This is a genomic window from Nonomuraea sp. GTA35 (assembly GCF_041950525.1).
Lineage (GTDB): Bacteria > Actinomycetota > Actinomycetes > Streptosporangiales > Streptosporangiaceae > Nonomuraea.
On the sequence record NZ_JBGNUV010000001.1, the window covers coordinates 990895 to 1005187 of the forward strand.

11 protein-coding genes are annotated in these 14293 nt (G+C 72.1%); 9 read left to right on the forward strand and 2 right to left on the reverse strand.

Annotated features, from left to right (window positions below; genetic code table 11):
• Nucleotides 1-4: 4 nt before the first annotated feature.
• Genes ACBJ32_RS04455 through ACBJ32_RS04465 form a run of 3 tightly spaced genes read left to right on the forward strand, consistent with a single transcriptional unit; the run spans nt 5 to nt 3181 of the window.
• Nucleotides 5-1276 carry a class I SAM-dependent methyltransferase gene (locus ACBJ32_RS04455; protein WP_375125529.1) on the forward strand — a complete coding sequence of 424 codons (1272 nt, stop codon included), beginning with the start codon at nt 5-7 and terminating at the stop codon, nt 1274-1276.
• A 10-nt stretch (nt 1277-1286) separates the two neighbouring features.
• Nucleotides 1287-2027: a class I SAM-dependent methyltransferase gene (locus ACBJ32_RS04460; protein ID WP_375125530.1), complete on the forward strand. Its 741-nt coding sequence runs from the start codon at nt 1287-1289 to the stop codon at nt 2025-2027.
• Complete coding sequence (locus tag ACBJ32_RS04465) at nt 2027-3181, forward strand: aminotransferase class I/II-fold pyridoxal phosphate-dependent enzyme (protein ID WP_375125531.1); 1155 nt, start codon at nt 2027-2029, stop codon at nt 3179-3181. Before ACBJ32_RS04460 ends, ACBJ32_RS04465 begins: the two co-directional genes overlap by 1 nt.
• A gap of 3 nt (nt 3182-3184) precedes the next feature.
• Here the strand turns inward: ACBJ32_RS04465 and ACBJ32_RS04470 are convergent, their stop codons facing one another.
• Together ACBJ32_RS04470 and ACBJ32_RS04475 are read right to left on the reverse strand one after the other, a co-directional pair.
• Nucleotides 3185-6214 (reverse strand): BTAD domain-containing putative transcriptional regulator, encoded by a 3030-nt coding sequence (locus ACBJ32_RS04470; protein WP_375125532.1) that lies wholly within the window; start codon nt 6212-6214, stop codon nt 3185-3187.
• 331 nt (nt 6215-6545) lie between these two features.
• A complete protein-coding gene (locus ACBJ32_RS04475) occupies nt 6546-6767 on the reverse strand; it encodes a hypothetical protein (RefSeq protein WP_357878365.1) in 222 nt (73 codons plus the stop codon).
• A 299-nt stretch (nt 6768-7066) separates the two neighbouring features.
• Between ACBJ32_RS04475 and ACBJ32_RS04480 the strand changes: the two genes are divergently transcribed.
• The 6 genes from ACBJ32_RS04480 to ACBJ32_RS04505 all read left to right on the forward strand — a co-directional run bounded on the left by ACBJ32_RS04480 (nt 7067) and on the right by ACBJ32_RS04505 (nt 14273).
• The gene (locus ACBJ32_RS04480; protein ID WP_375125533.1) at nt 7067-7411 is read left to right on the forward strand and encodes a hydroxyisourate hydrolase; all 345 of its coding nucleotides are present in this window, start codon (nt 7067-7069) and stop codon (nt 7409-7411) included.
• A 5-nt stretch (nt 7412-7416) separates the two neighbouring features.
• Nucleotides 7417-9177 (forward strand): 2-isopropylmalate synthase, encoded by a 1761-nt coding sequence (locus ACBJ32_RS04485; RefSeq protein WP_375125534.1) that lies wholly within the window; start codon nt 7417-7419, stop codon nt 9175-9177.
• 16 nt (nt 9178-9193) lie between these two features.
• A complete protein-coding gene (locus ACBJ32_RS04490; protein WP_375125535.1) occupies nt 9194-11962 on the forward strand; it encodes an AAA family ATPase in 2769 nt (922 codons plus the stop codon).
• Nucleotides 11963-12074: 112 nt separating this feature from the next.
• A complete protein-coding gene (locus tag ACBJ32_RS04495; RefSeq protein ID WP_375125536.1) occupies nt 12075-12299 on the forward strand; it encodes an acyl-CoA carboxylase subunit epsilon in 225 nt (74 codons plus the stop codon).
• A gap of 79 nt (nt 12300-12378) precedes the next feature.
• Nucleotides 12379-13296: a hypothetical protein gene (locus tag ACBJ32_RS04500; RefSeq protein WP_375125537.1), complete on the forward strand. Its 918-nt coding sequence runs from the start codon at nt 12379-12381 to the stop codon at nt 13294-13296.
• Between the two features lie 11 nt (nt 13297-13307).
• A complete protein-coding gene (locus ACBJ32_RS04505; RefSeq protein ID WP_375125538.1) occupies nt 13308-14273 on the forward strand; it encodes a DUF1702 family protein in 966 nt (321 codons plus the stop codon).
• Nucleotides 14274-14293: the final 20 nt, after the last annotated feature.

The following is a 14293-nucleotide window of genomic DNA, read 5'->3' on the forward strand; positions in this document are numbered from 1 at the left end:
AGTCATGCAGGACATCGTCCGACGGCTCGACACCTGCCGGGTCTGCGGCGGGGACGACTGGCTGGAGGTCACCTCCTTCGGCTCGGTGCCGCTCGCCAACGGCTTCCTCGACCCCGGCGAGGTGCCCGCGCACGAGCCCGCCTACCCGGTGGACGTGATCGTGTGCCGCGGCTGCAGGCTCATGGCCATCAGGCACGTGATCCGGCCCGACGTGCTGTTCCGCCACTACGTGTACGTCACCTCCGAGTCCGACCAGATGATCGGCCACATGCGCCGCATCGTCGGGTGGTGCGAGAGCCGCGCCGGGCTCGCCCCCGGCGACCTGGTGGTCGAGCTGGGCAGCAACGTCGGCCTCCAGCTCGCGATGTTCCAGGAGCGCGGGCAGCGGGTGGTGGGCGTGGACCCCGCCGAGAACCTGGCCGCGATCGCCAACGCCCGCGGCGTCAGGACGCTGCCCGAGTTCTTCGGCGGCGAGCAGGGCAGGCGCGTGGCGGCGGAGCTCGGCCAGGCCAAGCTGGTCCTGGGCCGCCAGTGCTTCGCGCACATCGACGACGTGCACGACGTGCTCGACGGGGCGACGGCGGTGCTGGCGCCGGACGGCGTGCTGGCGATCGAGGTGCCCTACCTGGTGGACCTGCTGCAGGAGAACCAGTTCGACACGATCTACCACGAGCACCTGTCGTACTACTCGGTCCACACGCTGGGACGCCTGTTCGAGTCGCACGGCCTGCGGCTGGTGGACGTCGAGCGCGCCGCCGTGCACGGCGGCTCCGTCGTGGTCTTCGCGGCCAGGGCCGACGCCGAGCGCGCGCCGGCACCGGTCGTAGCGCAGCTCCACTCGCTGGAGCGGCAGCTCGGCCTGGAGGACGACGAGGTCTACCTGGACTTCGCCCGCCGCGCGCACGAGGTGATCGGGCAGGTGCGCGACCTGGTGCGCGGCCTGGCCGCCGAGGGCAAGGTCGTCGCCGGGTACGGCGCGCCGTCCAAGGGCACCACGCTGCTGCAGTTCTGCGGCCTCGGGCCCGCCGAGCTGCGCTTCTGCAGCGACACCACCAGCCTCAAACACGGCAAGCTGCTGCCGGGCACCCGCATCCCGGTGCGCTCTCCGGAGCAGGCGCGCGCCGAGGCGCCCGACTACTACCTCCTGCTGGCGTGGAACTACGCCGCGGAGATCCTGTCCAAGGAGGAGGACTTCCTGCGGCGGGGCGGGCGGTTCATCATCCCCATCCCGCAGCCGAGAGTCGTCGCGGCACAGCCCGCCGCCGCAGTGGCCTGAAGGAGCCTCGATGGAATACGGATCCGAGCACGCCGAGTACTACGATCTCATCTTCCGCAGCCGCGGCAAGGACTTCGAGAGCGAGGCGCAGGACCTCGCCAAGATCATCCGCTCCCGCACGCCCCGCGCGACGTCCCTGCTGGACGTGGCCTGCGGCACGGGCGCGCACATGGAGACGTTCGTCAAGCTCTTCGACCACGTCGAGGGCCTGGAGCTGTCGCCGGACATGCGGGCGGTGGCCGCGGGGCGGCTGCCCGGCGTCCCCGTGCACCCCGGCGACATGCGCGACTTCGACCTCGGCCGCGTCTTCGACGCCATCACCTGCATGGGCAACGCCGTCGGCGAGCTGGGCTCGCCCGAGGAGCTGCGGGCGGCGGTCGGCACGATGGCCGCTCACCTGGCGCCGGGCGGCGTGCTGGTCGTCGAGCCGTGGTACTTCCCCGACAACTTCCTCGACGGCCACGTCGGCGGGCACCTGCTGGTCGAGGAGGATCGGGTCGTCTCCAGGATGACGCACTCGCGCCGAGAGGGCGGCAAGAGCCGGCTGGAGGTGCGCTTCAGGATCGCCGACTCCTCGGGTTTCAAGGACTTCTCCGAGGTGCTGTACTCCAGCCTGTTCACCCGCGAGCAGTACACGGCGGCCTTCGAGGCGGCCGGCTGCCGCACCGAGTTCCTGCCGGGGTTCCGGCTCGCCAACGGCCGCCCCAACAGCCCGGGGCTCTTCGTCGGCATGCTCGACGGGGTGGCGTGATGGCGTCCTGGGATTCCCTGGTCGTCGGGCGGCCCAACGTGGGCGAGCGCGAGCGGCTGCTGCGGCGGCTCGACGGCGTGCTCGACCGGCTCTGGCTGACCAACAACGGCCCGCTGGTGCGCGAGTTCGAGGAACGCATCGCCCGGGTGGCCGGAACCAGGCACGCCGTGGCCACCTGCAACGCCACCACGGGCATCCAGATCGCCGCCAGGGCCGCCGGCATCAGGCCCGGCGACGAGGTCATCGTCCCCTCCTTCACCTGGGTCGCCACGGCGCACGCGCTGGAGTGGATCGGCATCGTGCCGGTCTTCTGCGACGTGGACGAGGCCACCGCCAACGCCGACCCCGAGCACGTCGCGCGGCTGATCGGGCCCAGGACCCGCGGCATCCTGGCCGTGCACGTCTTCGGCCGCCCGTGCGAGGTGGACGCGCTGACGCGGCTCGCGGACGAGCACGGCCTGGTCCTGCTGTTCGACGCCGCGCACGCGCTCGGCTGCACCTACCGGGGCAAGCCGGTCGGCGGGTTCGGCACGGCGGAGATCTTCAGCTTCCACGCCACCAAGTTCGTCAACAGCGTCGAGGGCGGCGTGATCGTCACCGACGACGACGCGTACGCCGCCCGGGTCAGGGCCCTGCGCAACCAGGGCATCGACCCGGCCGGCCGGATCGCCGGGCCCGGCACGGTCGCCAGGATGAACGAGTTCTGCGCGGCCATGGGCCTGACCTCGCTCGACGCGATCGACACGATCGTCGCGGCCAACCGCCGCAACCACGAGCTCTACGAGGAGCACCTGGCCGGCGTGCCGGGGGTGACGGTGCGCGGGCAGGCGCCCGGCGAGCGCGCCAACCACCAGTACCTCGTGATCGAGGTGGAGCAGGCGCGGGCCGGGATCTCCCGCGAGACCGTGCTGGAGGACCTGCTCAGGTACGACGTCCACGCCCGGCGCTACTTCTCGCCGATCTGCCACCAGGTGGAGCCGTACCGGTCCGCGCCCGAGCGGCACGTCCCGCTGCCGCTGCCACGCGCCGAGGCGCTGGCGAGCAGGGTGCTGTCGCTGCCCACCGGGCCCACCGTGGAGCCGGACGACGTGGCGGCCGTCTGCCGGGCGATCAGGGACTCGATCTCCCGCGCGGGGCGCCGCCTCGTCGCGTGACGGTCAGACCGTGGGCCCGGTGCTCGGCAGCATCAGCGGACCCGCCCGGTTGTTGACCGAGGACAGGTGCTCCAGCACCAGCTTGCCCGTCCTGTCGTCCACGTGCTCGACCAGCTCCATCACCCGGGTCACGGCCCGGTCCGAGGCGGTCGTGTCGCCGATCGACCAGAGCGCGTCGCTCAGCTTGATCAGCGTGCGCGCCTCCAGCAGCGGGATCCGCGTCTGGCGGTACAGCAGGGCGGCCTTGCGCAGGTGCTCCACGCCGTCGCGGGGCCGGTCGGTGGCCAGGGCCAGCTCGCCGAGCCCCGCCAGCGCGTGCGCCTCGGCCAGCTTGTGACGCGACCGCCTGGCCAGCGTCAGCGCCTTGTCCAGCAAGGCGTCGGCGTCGGCCAGGCGGCCGCGCCGCACGTTGGCGACGCCGAGCCCGTGCAGGGCGTACGCCTCGCCGGTGGTGTCGCCGATCTCCTGAACGATGGTGAGCGACTCCTCGAAGGCCCCCGCCGCCAGGCCGAACTCGTTGGCCTGCAGGTGGATGCGCCCCATCCGGTGGAGCACCTGCGAGACGATGCGCCTGCTGCCGCCGTCGCGCCCGCGGACGAGCGCCTCGGCCAGCAGCACCTTGGCCTCGTCGATGTCGCCGCACTCGGCCCTGATCGCCGCGAGGTTCTGCAGCGTGATCGCCGCCTCCAGCTGGTCGCCGATGTCGTTGAAGATGGCCAGCGCCTGCTCCAGGTGGTGCATCGCCTCGTGCAGCTGGCCGTCGATCCGCTTGAGGAAGGCCAGGTTGCGGGTGGACCTGGCGACCAGGGGCACGTCGCCGATGCGCTCGAAGATGGCGAGGGCGGCCTCGAAGTCGCGCCTGGCGTCGTCGAAACGCTGCTCGGTCTGGGCCAGCGAGGCCCGCACGATCAGCATCTCCGCCTGGCCGCGCTCGTCGTGGCCCTGGCGGGCGGCGTCCAGGGCGATCTCGTGGGTCTCGCGCCAGTCGTCGAGGTAGCCGCGCAGCTCGAAGAAGGGCTCCGCGTTCCTGGCCATGCGCCAGCACAGCTCGATCAGGCCGGCCTGGGCGGCCTGCCGGATGCCGGAGACGAGCAGGTGGCGCTCGCGCTCGAACCAGGCGATCGGGTTGGAGACCAGCCTTTCCACCAGCGCGTCGGGCAGCCAGGCGTCGATCTCGGCCCGCTTCTTGCGCGCCTGGTCGGACGCGCCGTACTCGCGGTCGTGGGCCGCCATCAGCAGGGCGTGCAGCGCGTGCAGCACCCGGGTCAGCGCCGCGCTGCGCTCGGCCGGGTCCTCCTCCGCGGCCAGGCGCTCGCGGGCGTACACCCTGATGAGGTCGTGGAAGCGGTACTGCACCCTGGAGGCGCCGCCGGTGCCGATGACCTCCACGAGGTGGGCGTCGGCCAGGTCGTCGAACAGGTCCTGCGCGGTGGTCAGCGGCTCGGCGAGCACCGCGGCGCCCGCCCAGGCGGAGAAGACGGGCGAGTCGAGCAGAGCCAGCCGCCTGAACAGGCACCGGGCCGGCGCGCTGATGTTCTCGTAGGTCAGCGACAGGCTGGCCCGGATGCCCATGTCGCCGTGGCTGAGCTCGTCGAGCCTGCGGGCCTCGTCCCTCAGGCGGTCCACGAGGTGGTCCACGCCCCAGTGCATCCTGACGGCCAGCCGCGCGCCCGCGATGCGCAGCGCCAGCGGCAGGCAGCAGCAGAGCTCGGCCAGCGCGGCGGCGGACTCGGGCTCGGACAGCACCCGGTCCTCGCCCGCGATGTGCGACAGCAGCTCGACGGCGTGCGAGACGTCGAACTCGGTCACGCTCACCTGGGTCGTGCCGGCCAGGCCGCCGAGGCGGTGCCGGCTGGTCACGATGACCGCCGACGGCGGGTTGCCCGGCATCAGCGGCAGCACCTGGCTCTCCGACTCGGCGTCGTCGAGCACGATCAGCACCTTGCGGTCGGCCAGCAGCATGCGGAACATCTCCGCGCGCTCCACCAGCGTCTCGGGCAGCTCGGAGCCGCGCACGCCGAACGCGCGCAGGAAGCGGTCGAGCACCTGCATGGGGCTGACCGGCCTGGCCAGGGCGCCGTGCAGGTTGGCGAACAGCTGGCCGTCGGGGAAGTGCTCGGCGATGGTGTGCGCCGCGTGGATCGCGATGGTCGTCTTGCCGATGCCCGGACGTCCCGCGATGGCGACGATGGGGACGGCGAAGCGCGCGTCGCCGTCCAGTGGCATGGTCAGCCGCTTGCTGATCTTCTCGATCTGGTCGTGCCTGCCGACGAAGTCGGCGATGTCCGCGGGCAGCATGCGCGGCACCGTGGAGATGGGCGTGGCCGCGACCGGCTCGGCGGCGGGCACCACCGGCGGGGCGGGCGCGGCGAGGCTGTCGTCGGCGCTGAGGATGGCGGCCTCGAGCTGCTGGAGCCGCTCGTTCGGCTCGATGCCCAGCTCGTCGACCATGCTGCGCCTGGCGTCGCGGAAGACCTGGAGCGACTCGGCCTGCCTGCCTGAGCGGTACAGCGCGGTCATGAGCTGGGCGATGAGCCCTTCACGCAGCGGGTTCTCCTTCACGAGCCGGCTGAGCTCGCCCACCAGCTCCTGGTGGCGGCCCAGATCCAGCTCCAGTTGCACGCACTCCTCGTTGGCGGTGATCCGCTGCTCGGTGAGCCAGCTCGCCAGCGCCTGCACGTACCTGCTGTCGATGCCGTCGAGAGCGGGCCCGCGCCACAGCGCCAGCGCGCTGCGGTAATGGCTGATCGCCTCTTCGAAGTGCTTCTGCTCGCGCGCCTTGCGCGCCCTGCCGACGAGATTGTCGAAGCGGTGCGCGTCGATGGACTCCGTCGGGGCGCGTAACGTGTATCCCTGCCGCGTCGTGACGATCATTTCGGCATGACCGTCTTTGTTGATCAGCCGGCGCAGCGCGGAAATGCAGATCTGCACCTGCGCGCGCGCGGTCGCAGGCGGCTCGTCGTCGTAGATCGCCTCGACCAGGCGATCAAGCGTGACCGAGCGGTTGGCGTTGAGCAGCAGGACCGCGAGCACGATTTGTTGTCGCGCTCCGCCAGGGCCGAGTTGCCGACCGTTCGCGGATACTTCGAGGGCCCCCAGTACACGAAATTCCACGCATATCTCCTCGAAGAGATTGTCCGCAACGGTTGCCGTTCTGACGTGCGTGGTCCGAAATTCTCACGACAAAAGTAAGACCAGCGGTCCAGCACCCCCCGTACGGCCGCCCGCCAATGGGGCGGCCGAGGCGATCGGGCAGCAACTGCTCGCAGCGTGACACCTGTATGCCTTGGGCGGACCCTGATTTGGTTGTGGAGGATCGTACATCGCTGGGCGATGTGTTACCAGCTACTTGACGGCCTGACGTTCACTCCCACGGGGAGTCGTCCGTCAGCTCCCAGGGGGAGTCGCCGGTCAGTTCCCAGGGCGAGTCGCCGGCGGAGGGAGTCTCCCACGGGGAGTCGCCGGCGGAGGGGGTCTCCCAGGGCGAGTCGGCGGAGGCGGGGGACGCCAGGCCGGCGATGGAGCCGAAGATCGCGATGATCGAGACGAGAACCAGGGCCGCCGTCCTGCTGATGCGAGTAGCCATGTCGACCTACCTCCGAGTCGTGATCCGCATCGGTCGATGCGTTCGCCGATGACGCTCACGGAGGGCGCAATTCACTTCGCATCGCGCGGCTTTCGGGGTGATATCGGCACTGGTCAGCGCGGCGCACCATCGCTTTGCGATGGCGATCCATCGGCCCGCCTTCGCGCCGCTATCGCCAGGCGATAGCGGCTCGATAGAACGCGAAAGGAGCCGCGATAGCCGCGCTCTGCATGGTGAACGAGTACCCGCGGGTGACAGGCCCGCGGCAGCTGGTTTCTAGCCCTGATGGGTGTGGTGACATGGGAATCTCGGTGGAGGCGCAGGACGCGGTGTACGGCCGCCCCGCCGCCGGCATGGAGGTGCGCCTCGAACGCATGGCCGACGCCCGATGGGTGCTCGACGGGAAATCCGAGATCGGCCACGAGGGCTATGTCCGGGAATGGCTGGCGCTCGATCTGGGCCGCGGCCTTTACCGCCTCGTGTTCAGCGGGGAGCGCTATTTCGGGGCGCTCGGGCTCAGCTCCGCTTATCCGGAGATAAGCGTGGTCTTCCGCCTGCTGGGTGATCAGGACGCGAGCGTGTACAAGGTTCAAGTCTGGCTCTCGCCGTATTCCTATTCGACCAACTTCGGCTCGAGGATCTGATCGACATGAAAGCCACCAGGTACAGCTCGCCCCCGCGGATCCCGCTCGACGGCCGTTCCTGGCCGGACGCCACCCTCAGCGCGCCGCCTCGCTGGCTCTCGACCGATCTGCGTGACGGCAACCAGGCGCTGTCCAGGCCCATGTCGCCCGAGCGCAAGCTGGTCATGTTCGACCTGCTCGTGGGCATGGGCTACAAGGAGATCGAGATCGGCTTCCCCGCGGCGAGCCGGGACGAGCACGACTTCGTACGCCTGCTCATCGAGCGCGCCCTGATCCCCGACGACGTGGTGATCTCGGTGCTGACGCCCGCGCGGGAGGAGCTCATCGAGGCCACGATGGCGAGCCTGCGCGGCGCCTCCAGGGCCACGCTGCACCTCTACAACGCCACCTCGCCGGCCGTCAGGCGGCTGGTGCTCGGCGTGAACCGCCAGGAGTGCAAGGACCTGGCCGTCCACGGCACCCACCTGGTCATGAAATATGCCGACTCCCTGCTCGACGGGTGCGACCTGCGCTTCCAGTACTCGCCCGAGCACTTCAGCGACACCGAGCTGGACTTCTCCGTGGAGATCTGCGAGGCCGTCATGGACGCCTGGCAGCCGGGCCCCGACCGGCCGATCACCCTCAACTTCCCGACCACCGTCGAGCGCTGGTCGCCGAACCTGTTCGCCGACCAGATCGAGTGGATGGACCGCCACCTGAGCCGCCGCGCCTTCCGCTGCCTGTCGGTGCACCCGCACAACGACAGGGGCACGGGCGTGGCGGCGGCGGAGCTGGCCATGCTGGCGGGCGCCGGACGCGTCGAGGGCTGCCTGTTCGGCAACGGCGAGCGCGCCGGCAACGTCTGCCTGGTCACCCTGGGGCTGAACCTGGCGGCCCAGGGCATCGACCCCGGCATCGACTTCGGCGACCTGGACGGCGTGCGCCGCATCGTCGAGGAGTGCACCGGCATCGCGATCTCGCCGCGCCACCCCTACGGCGGCGACCTGGTCTACACGGCCTTCTCCGGCGGCCACCAGGACGCGATCAAGAAGGGCTTCGACGCCATGGCCACGCAGGCGGCGGTCGCCGGGCGCGACCGGTCCGAGCTGCCGTGGGCGGTGCCGTACCTGCTGGTGGATCCGCAGGACGTGGGCCGGACCTACGAGGCGGTGGTGCGGGTGACCAGCCAGTCCGGCAAGGGCGGCGCCGCGTACGTGATGAGCTCCCGCTACGGGATGAACCTGCCCCGAGGGCTGCAGGCCGAGTTCGCCCGGCTCGTCCAGTCGCTGGCCGACGACGCCGGTGGCGAGGTGGCGCCGGAACGGATCATGGAGGCGTTCGCCGACGAGTACGTCGTGCCCTGCGTCCCCGCGTTCGAGGCTCCCGGCGCGGTGGCCACCCTGCACATCGACGGCGAGCCCGACGGCGCCGACTGGACCGAGACGGTCGCGTCGCTGCGGTCGGCGCTCGAGCGGCGCGGCCTGGTGACGCGGGTGGTGCGGCTCATGGGCGGGGCGTCGGTGCGGCGGGGCGAGGAGATCACCGTGTACGCCGAGTGCGAGCTGGACGGTGACCCGGTCTGGGGCGTGGGGATCGAGCCGGACGTGTGCGCCGCCGCGCTGGCCGCCGTCGGCTCCTCGGTGGCCAGGGCGCGGCGTGACGGGCTGCTCCCCGGTGGCGCGTGCGAGGACGGGCGCGTGGACGGGCATGTGGACGGGCATGAGGACGGGCGCCGTGGCCGGCGTCTCGGGCCGCCCAGGCTCAGACGCGTGATGGCGAAACGATAGAGATCGGGATCCGGCCATGGCACTGATCGAGCGGCAGGAAGAGCTGTCATGTCTTGAGACGCTCATCGCCGGCGCGGCGCTGGGCGAGGGGAAGATCGCCCTCGTCAGCGGGCCGCCGGCGATGGGCAAGAGCGCGCTGCTGGATGCCCTGGCCGAGCGGGCGATCGACGTGGGCGCCCTGGCGATCACGGCGACCGCGTCCAGGATGGAGCAGGGCCTGCAGCTCGGCGTGCTGCGCCAGCTCATCCAGGACACGCCGCTGGTGCGGGGGGAGCGCGAGCGCGCCGACCGCCTGATCGAGGAGGGCCGCAGGAGCGCCACCGAGCGCGCCGGCAGCGAGCTGCTCCTGGAGGAGCAGGTGGTGCACGCGCTGATCACGGTGCTGCTGGAGCAGTCGGAGCGCTACCCGCTGGTCATCCTCGTCGACGACGTGCACCACGCCGACCGGGCCTCGCTCATCTGCCTGGCCTACATGGCGCGCAGGGTCAGGGGCTCCAAGGCCGTGACGGTGTTCGCGCACAACGACGGCTTCCCGCACGACGACATGTTCGGCACCGACGTGCTGCGCCTGCCGCACTGCCGGCGGCTGCGGCTGTCGCCGCTGTCGCGCCGCGGCGTGGCCGCGCTGATGGCGGGACGGGTCGGCCTGGGCGCCGTGGACCGCTTCATCGACGGCTGGTACGCGCTCAGCGGTGGCAACCCCCTGCTGGCCGGCGCGCTGGCCGAGGACTACCGGAGGTTCCTGCGCACCGCCGACGCGCCGCCCGCCGAGCTGGTCGTCGGCGAGCAGTTCGACCAGGCCGTGCGCGAGTGCCTGCGGCGCGGCCATCCGCGTACGGCGCAGGTGGCGCAGGGGCTGGCCATCCTCGGCGGGCGCGAGGGGCTGGAGGAGCTGCTCGGGCTGCCCGGCTTCGACGTCAGCAGGGAGCTGGCCGCGATGGCGGCGATCGGCCTGCTGGACTCCGGCGCGTTCCGCCACGAGGCCGTCAGGTCGGCCGTCCTGGCCGGCACCGAGCTCGACCGGCGGCGCGAGCTGTACCGCGGCGCGGCCGAGCTCGCCTACACCAGGGGCCTGCCGCCGTGCGTGGTCGCCGACCTGCTGCTGCACGCCACCGCGATCGACGCCTCCTGGGTGGTGCCCACGCTGGAGGAGGCCGCCATGATCGCCCTGCGCGAGGGCCGGGTCGAGGAGGCCATCTCCTACCTGAAGCTGGCCTGGCGCGAGTGCGCGGACGAGTCCCGCCGCGCCAAGATCATGACGATGCTCGTCCGCGCGCAGTGGCGGCTCAACCCCGCCGCCTCCGCGGGCAACCTCGACCTGCTCACCGAGGCCCTGACCAAGGGCAGCCTGCGCGGCAGCGACGCGATCGTGCTGGCCCGTGCCCTGCTGTGGCACGGGCGCTTCGAGGACGCCCGCGAGGTGCTGGAGCGCCTGACGAGCGAGATGGACGCGGCCGACCACGAGACCCGGGCCGAGCTCCTGGTCACCCAGCTCTGGCTGCGCGCCACCCACCCGCCGCTCGTCGCGCACACGCGCTACCCGCGCAAGGCGGACGTGCTGGCCGGCATGGTGTCGGGGGCCGTCAGCAGGCGGATGGAGTCGACCCTGGCCTTGGCCGAGGTGGTCACCCGCGGCCCGCGCGAGGCCAGCCTGGCAACCGTCGAGCGCATCCTGGAGAACACCCACCTGGACGAGATGTCCATGGACGTGGTGGAGAACTCGCTGCTCGCGCTCACCTACGCCGGCCGCTGCGGGCGCGCGGCCCCGCTGTGCGACCAGTTCAGCGCGGAGGCCTCGGCCAGGCAGGCGCCGAGCAGGCAGGCCAGGCTGGCGGCGATCCGCGCCGAGATCTCGATCCGGCAGGGCGACCTGCCCGCCGCCGAGCGGCACGCCCGCACCGCGCTGGAGACGATCCCGATGAGCAGCTGGGGCGTGGCCATCGGCGGCCCGCTGGCGAGCATGATCAACGCGCTCACGGCGATGGGCCGCCAGGACGCCGTGCGCGAGTACCTCGACCGCCCGGTGCCTAAGGCGATGTTCCAGACCAGGTACGGCCTGCACTACCTGCACGCCCGCGGCCGCTACAACCTGGCCGCCGAGAGCTTCACCCTGGCCATCCACGACTTCCTGCGCTGCGGCGACCTGATGACGGCCTGGGGTCTGGACAACCCGTCCATGATCCCGTGGCGGGCGGACGCGGGCGAGGCGTGCCTGCGCGTGGGCCAGGCGGAGGAGGCCATGCACCTCATCGAGGCTCACCTGGACGCCTGCGATCACGCCGCGCACCGCGCCAGGGGCATCGGCCTGCGCCTGCGGGCCGCGGGCGCCGAGCCGCAGCGCCGCCCCGCGCTGCTCAGGCAGGCCACGGAGTACCTGCAACTGGCCGGCGACAAGTACGAGCTGGCCAGAGCCCTGTCCGATCTGGCGGAGGCCTACGACGCGCTTGGGGACAGCAGGCGCTCCCGCACCATCGCCGGCCGGGCCCTGGCCGCGGCGGAGGAGTGCCACGCCACCCCGATGATCGCCGCGCTGAGCCGGGCGACGGAGTCGGACGACGTTCCGGCGCCGCTGTCCGGCGCCGTGATCGGCGCGCTGAGCGGGGCCGAGCGGCGCGTGGCGGCCCTGGCGGCGGCGGGATACACCAACCATGAGATCGCCGACAGGCTGTACATCACCGTCAGCACGGTCGAGCAGCACCTGACGAGGACCTACCGCAAGCTCAACATCACCGGGCGCGCCGACCTCCCCCTGATCCAGGAGTTCGGCAACCAGCCCCGGCCCTGACGGCAGGGTCCTGCCGTCAGTGCCCTGCCGTCAGTGCCCTGATGGCACGGCCCTGGCGGCAGGGCATGCGGGAAGTTGCCGCCGCCCGCCCGCGCGGGTGATCGTCGATGGTATGGAGCTGACCGTGGTGCGGGGCATGGCGACCCCCGAGGAGCTGGAGGCGATCGCCGCCGCCGTCGCCCGGTGCGTGACGCGGAACGCCCGCGCGGCGCGGGGCGAGGAGGACCGGGACACGCGATGGGCCGCGTCCGGGCGGCCGTCGCGCGGGCCGCTGCCCGCGGGCGGGCGCGACGGCTGGCGGCTGAGCGGCTGGTCAGCCGGGCGCGATCTGTGGTGATCAGCGGCGGCGGGCCGTTGCCCGAGATCACCTTCCGGCTCATCCTGGGAGCGACGATCGACAACCGCGGAGGTCCGGGATGAGCGAGACGGCGAGGGTCGAGGCACCACCGGCGGGCGCGCAGGCGCCGCGCAGGAGGTGGCTGCTGGTCACGATGAGCTCCCTGGCGGGGTTCCTGCTCACGGTCGTGTGGTCGGCGAGCTTCGTCGACACCACCATCGGCGGCGCCGTGACCGACACCCTGCTCGGCGAGGGCGCGGGGGAGCGGCCCCTCGCGGGCGTCGCGGCCGGTGTCGTCTTCGCCTTCGTCAGCGGCCTGGCCGGCACGTTCACCGCCTGCAACATCGCGGTCTTCGGCGCGGTGGCGCCGATGGTGTCGGAGGGCGGGCAGACCAGGCGCCTGCTGGCGCCGCTGGGGTGGCTGGGCGCGGGCATGACCGCCGTGTCGGCGCTCTACGGCGCGGTCGTGGGCGCAGTCGGCGTCGCGATGCCGCAGTTCTCCACCGCCCAGAACGTCGCCGGCGCCCTGTCACCGCGCAGCATCCAGTCGATGGTGGTCTTCGGCGTCATCGGCCTGGCCATGCTCTACCTGGGCCTGGCCGCGATCGGGCTGGTGCCCGACCCGTTCGCCCGCGCGCCGCGCGCCCGCCTGGTGTTCCTGGGCGCGCTGATCGGCGGTTTCCTCATCGGGCGTCCCTTCCCGCTGTTCCGACACCTGTTCAGGCACGCGGCGGAGAGCGGCAACCCCCTGTACGGCGCGGCCGCCTTCACCCTGCAGTCCCTGGGCAACGTCGTGCTCATGGCGGTGCTGTTCCTGATCGTGGCGCGGTTCGGCGGCGGCCTTCGGCGCTGGCTGCAGGCCAGGCCGGGCCGCGTCGCCGCGGTGACCGCGGCCACCCTGATCGTGGCGGGCGTGTTCACCTTCCTGTACTGGGACCTGCGGCTGCTGGCCCGCAGGGAGATCATCCCCTGGTACCCCGTAGCGCCGTGGTCCTAAAGGAGGCGACCATGTCCACGTTGCTCGGCTCGCTGCGCAGGCTCGTCCTGGCCCCTTCCCTGGAAGAGGTGACGTTCGCCCGGCGCGGCTTCCCCGGCGCGACCTCGGCGGCGACGGCCCGCCTGGAGGCCATCCCCCAGGCCGTGGTGTGCGGCTTCGAATGGGGCATCGACGCCCGTGACCAGGGGGAGGTGGAGCGCAGGCTGGCCATGGTGGACCCGGAGCTGCGCGGCTTCGCCTACGAGGGCGCGACCATGGCGTTCACCGTGCGCGACGTCATGCCGGGCGGCGGCGCCCGCCGCACCCGCGACCTGCTGCTCGGCCCCGGCCAGCCGCACATCTTCCTGGCCTACATCGGCATCGGCTTCGCCATGGCGCGCCTGCCCAGGCCGCTGTGGAAGAAGGTGCTGCCCGACCTGTCCGGCACGCCGTACCACCCGACGATGAGCTGGCTGGCGGTCGACGGGTACGGCTTCGACCTGGCCTACTTCCACACCCGCACGTGGGTGGAGGGGCAGCGGGTGCCGGAGCCGTACCCGTGGCTGGGCGATCCCGGCTACTTCACGCGCGCGGCCGACCAGGGGATCGGGCGCGCGCTGTGGTTCATCCACGGGGCGCGGGCCGGCGACGTGTCGGCGGCGGTGCGGGCCTTCGCCTCCCACCGGCAGCCCGACCTGTGGAGCGGCGTCGGCCTGGCCGCCACGTTCGCGGGCGGCTGCGACGGCGCGGCGCTGGACGCGCTGGGCGAGGAGGCGGGCGAGCACCGGGCGCACCTGGCCCAGGGATCGGTGTTCGCGGTGAAGGCGCGCCATTACGCGGGTTTCCTGCCGGCGCACAGCGAAGCGGCGGGCGCGGTGCTCACCGGCCTTTCCGTGCCGGACACGGTCGCGCTCGCGGACGACACGGCCGATGACGACTACGAGATCTGGCGCGGCCGCATCCGCGCGCATTTCTCCACGGAAAAAGCCGGCCGCTGACCGCGAAATTCCCACCTGGC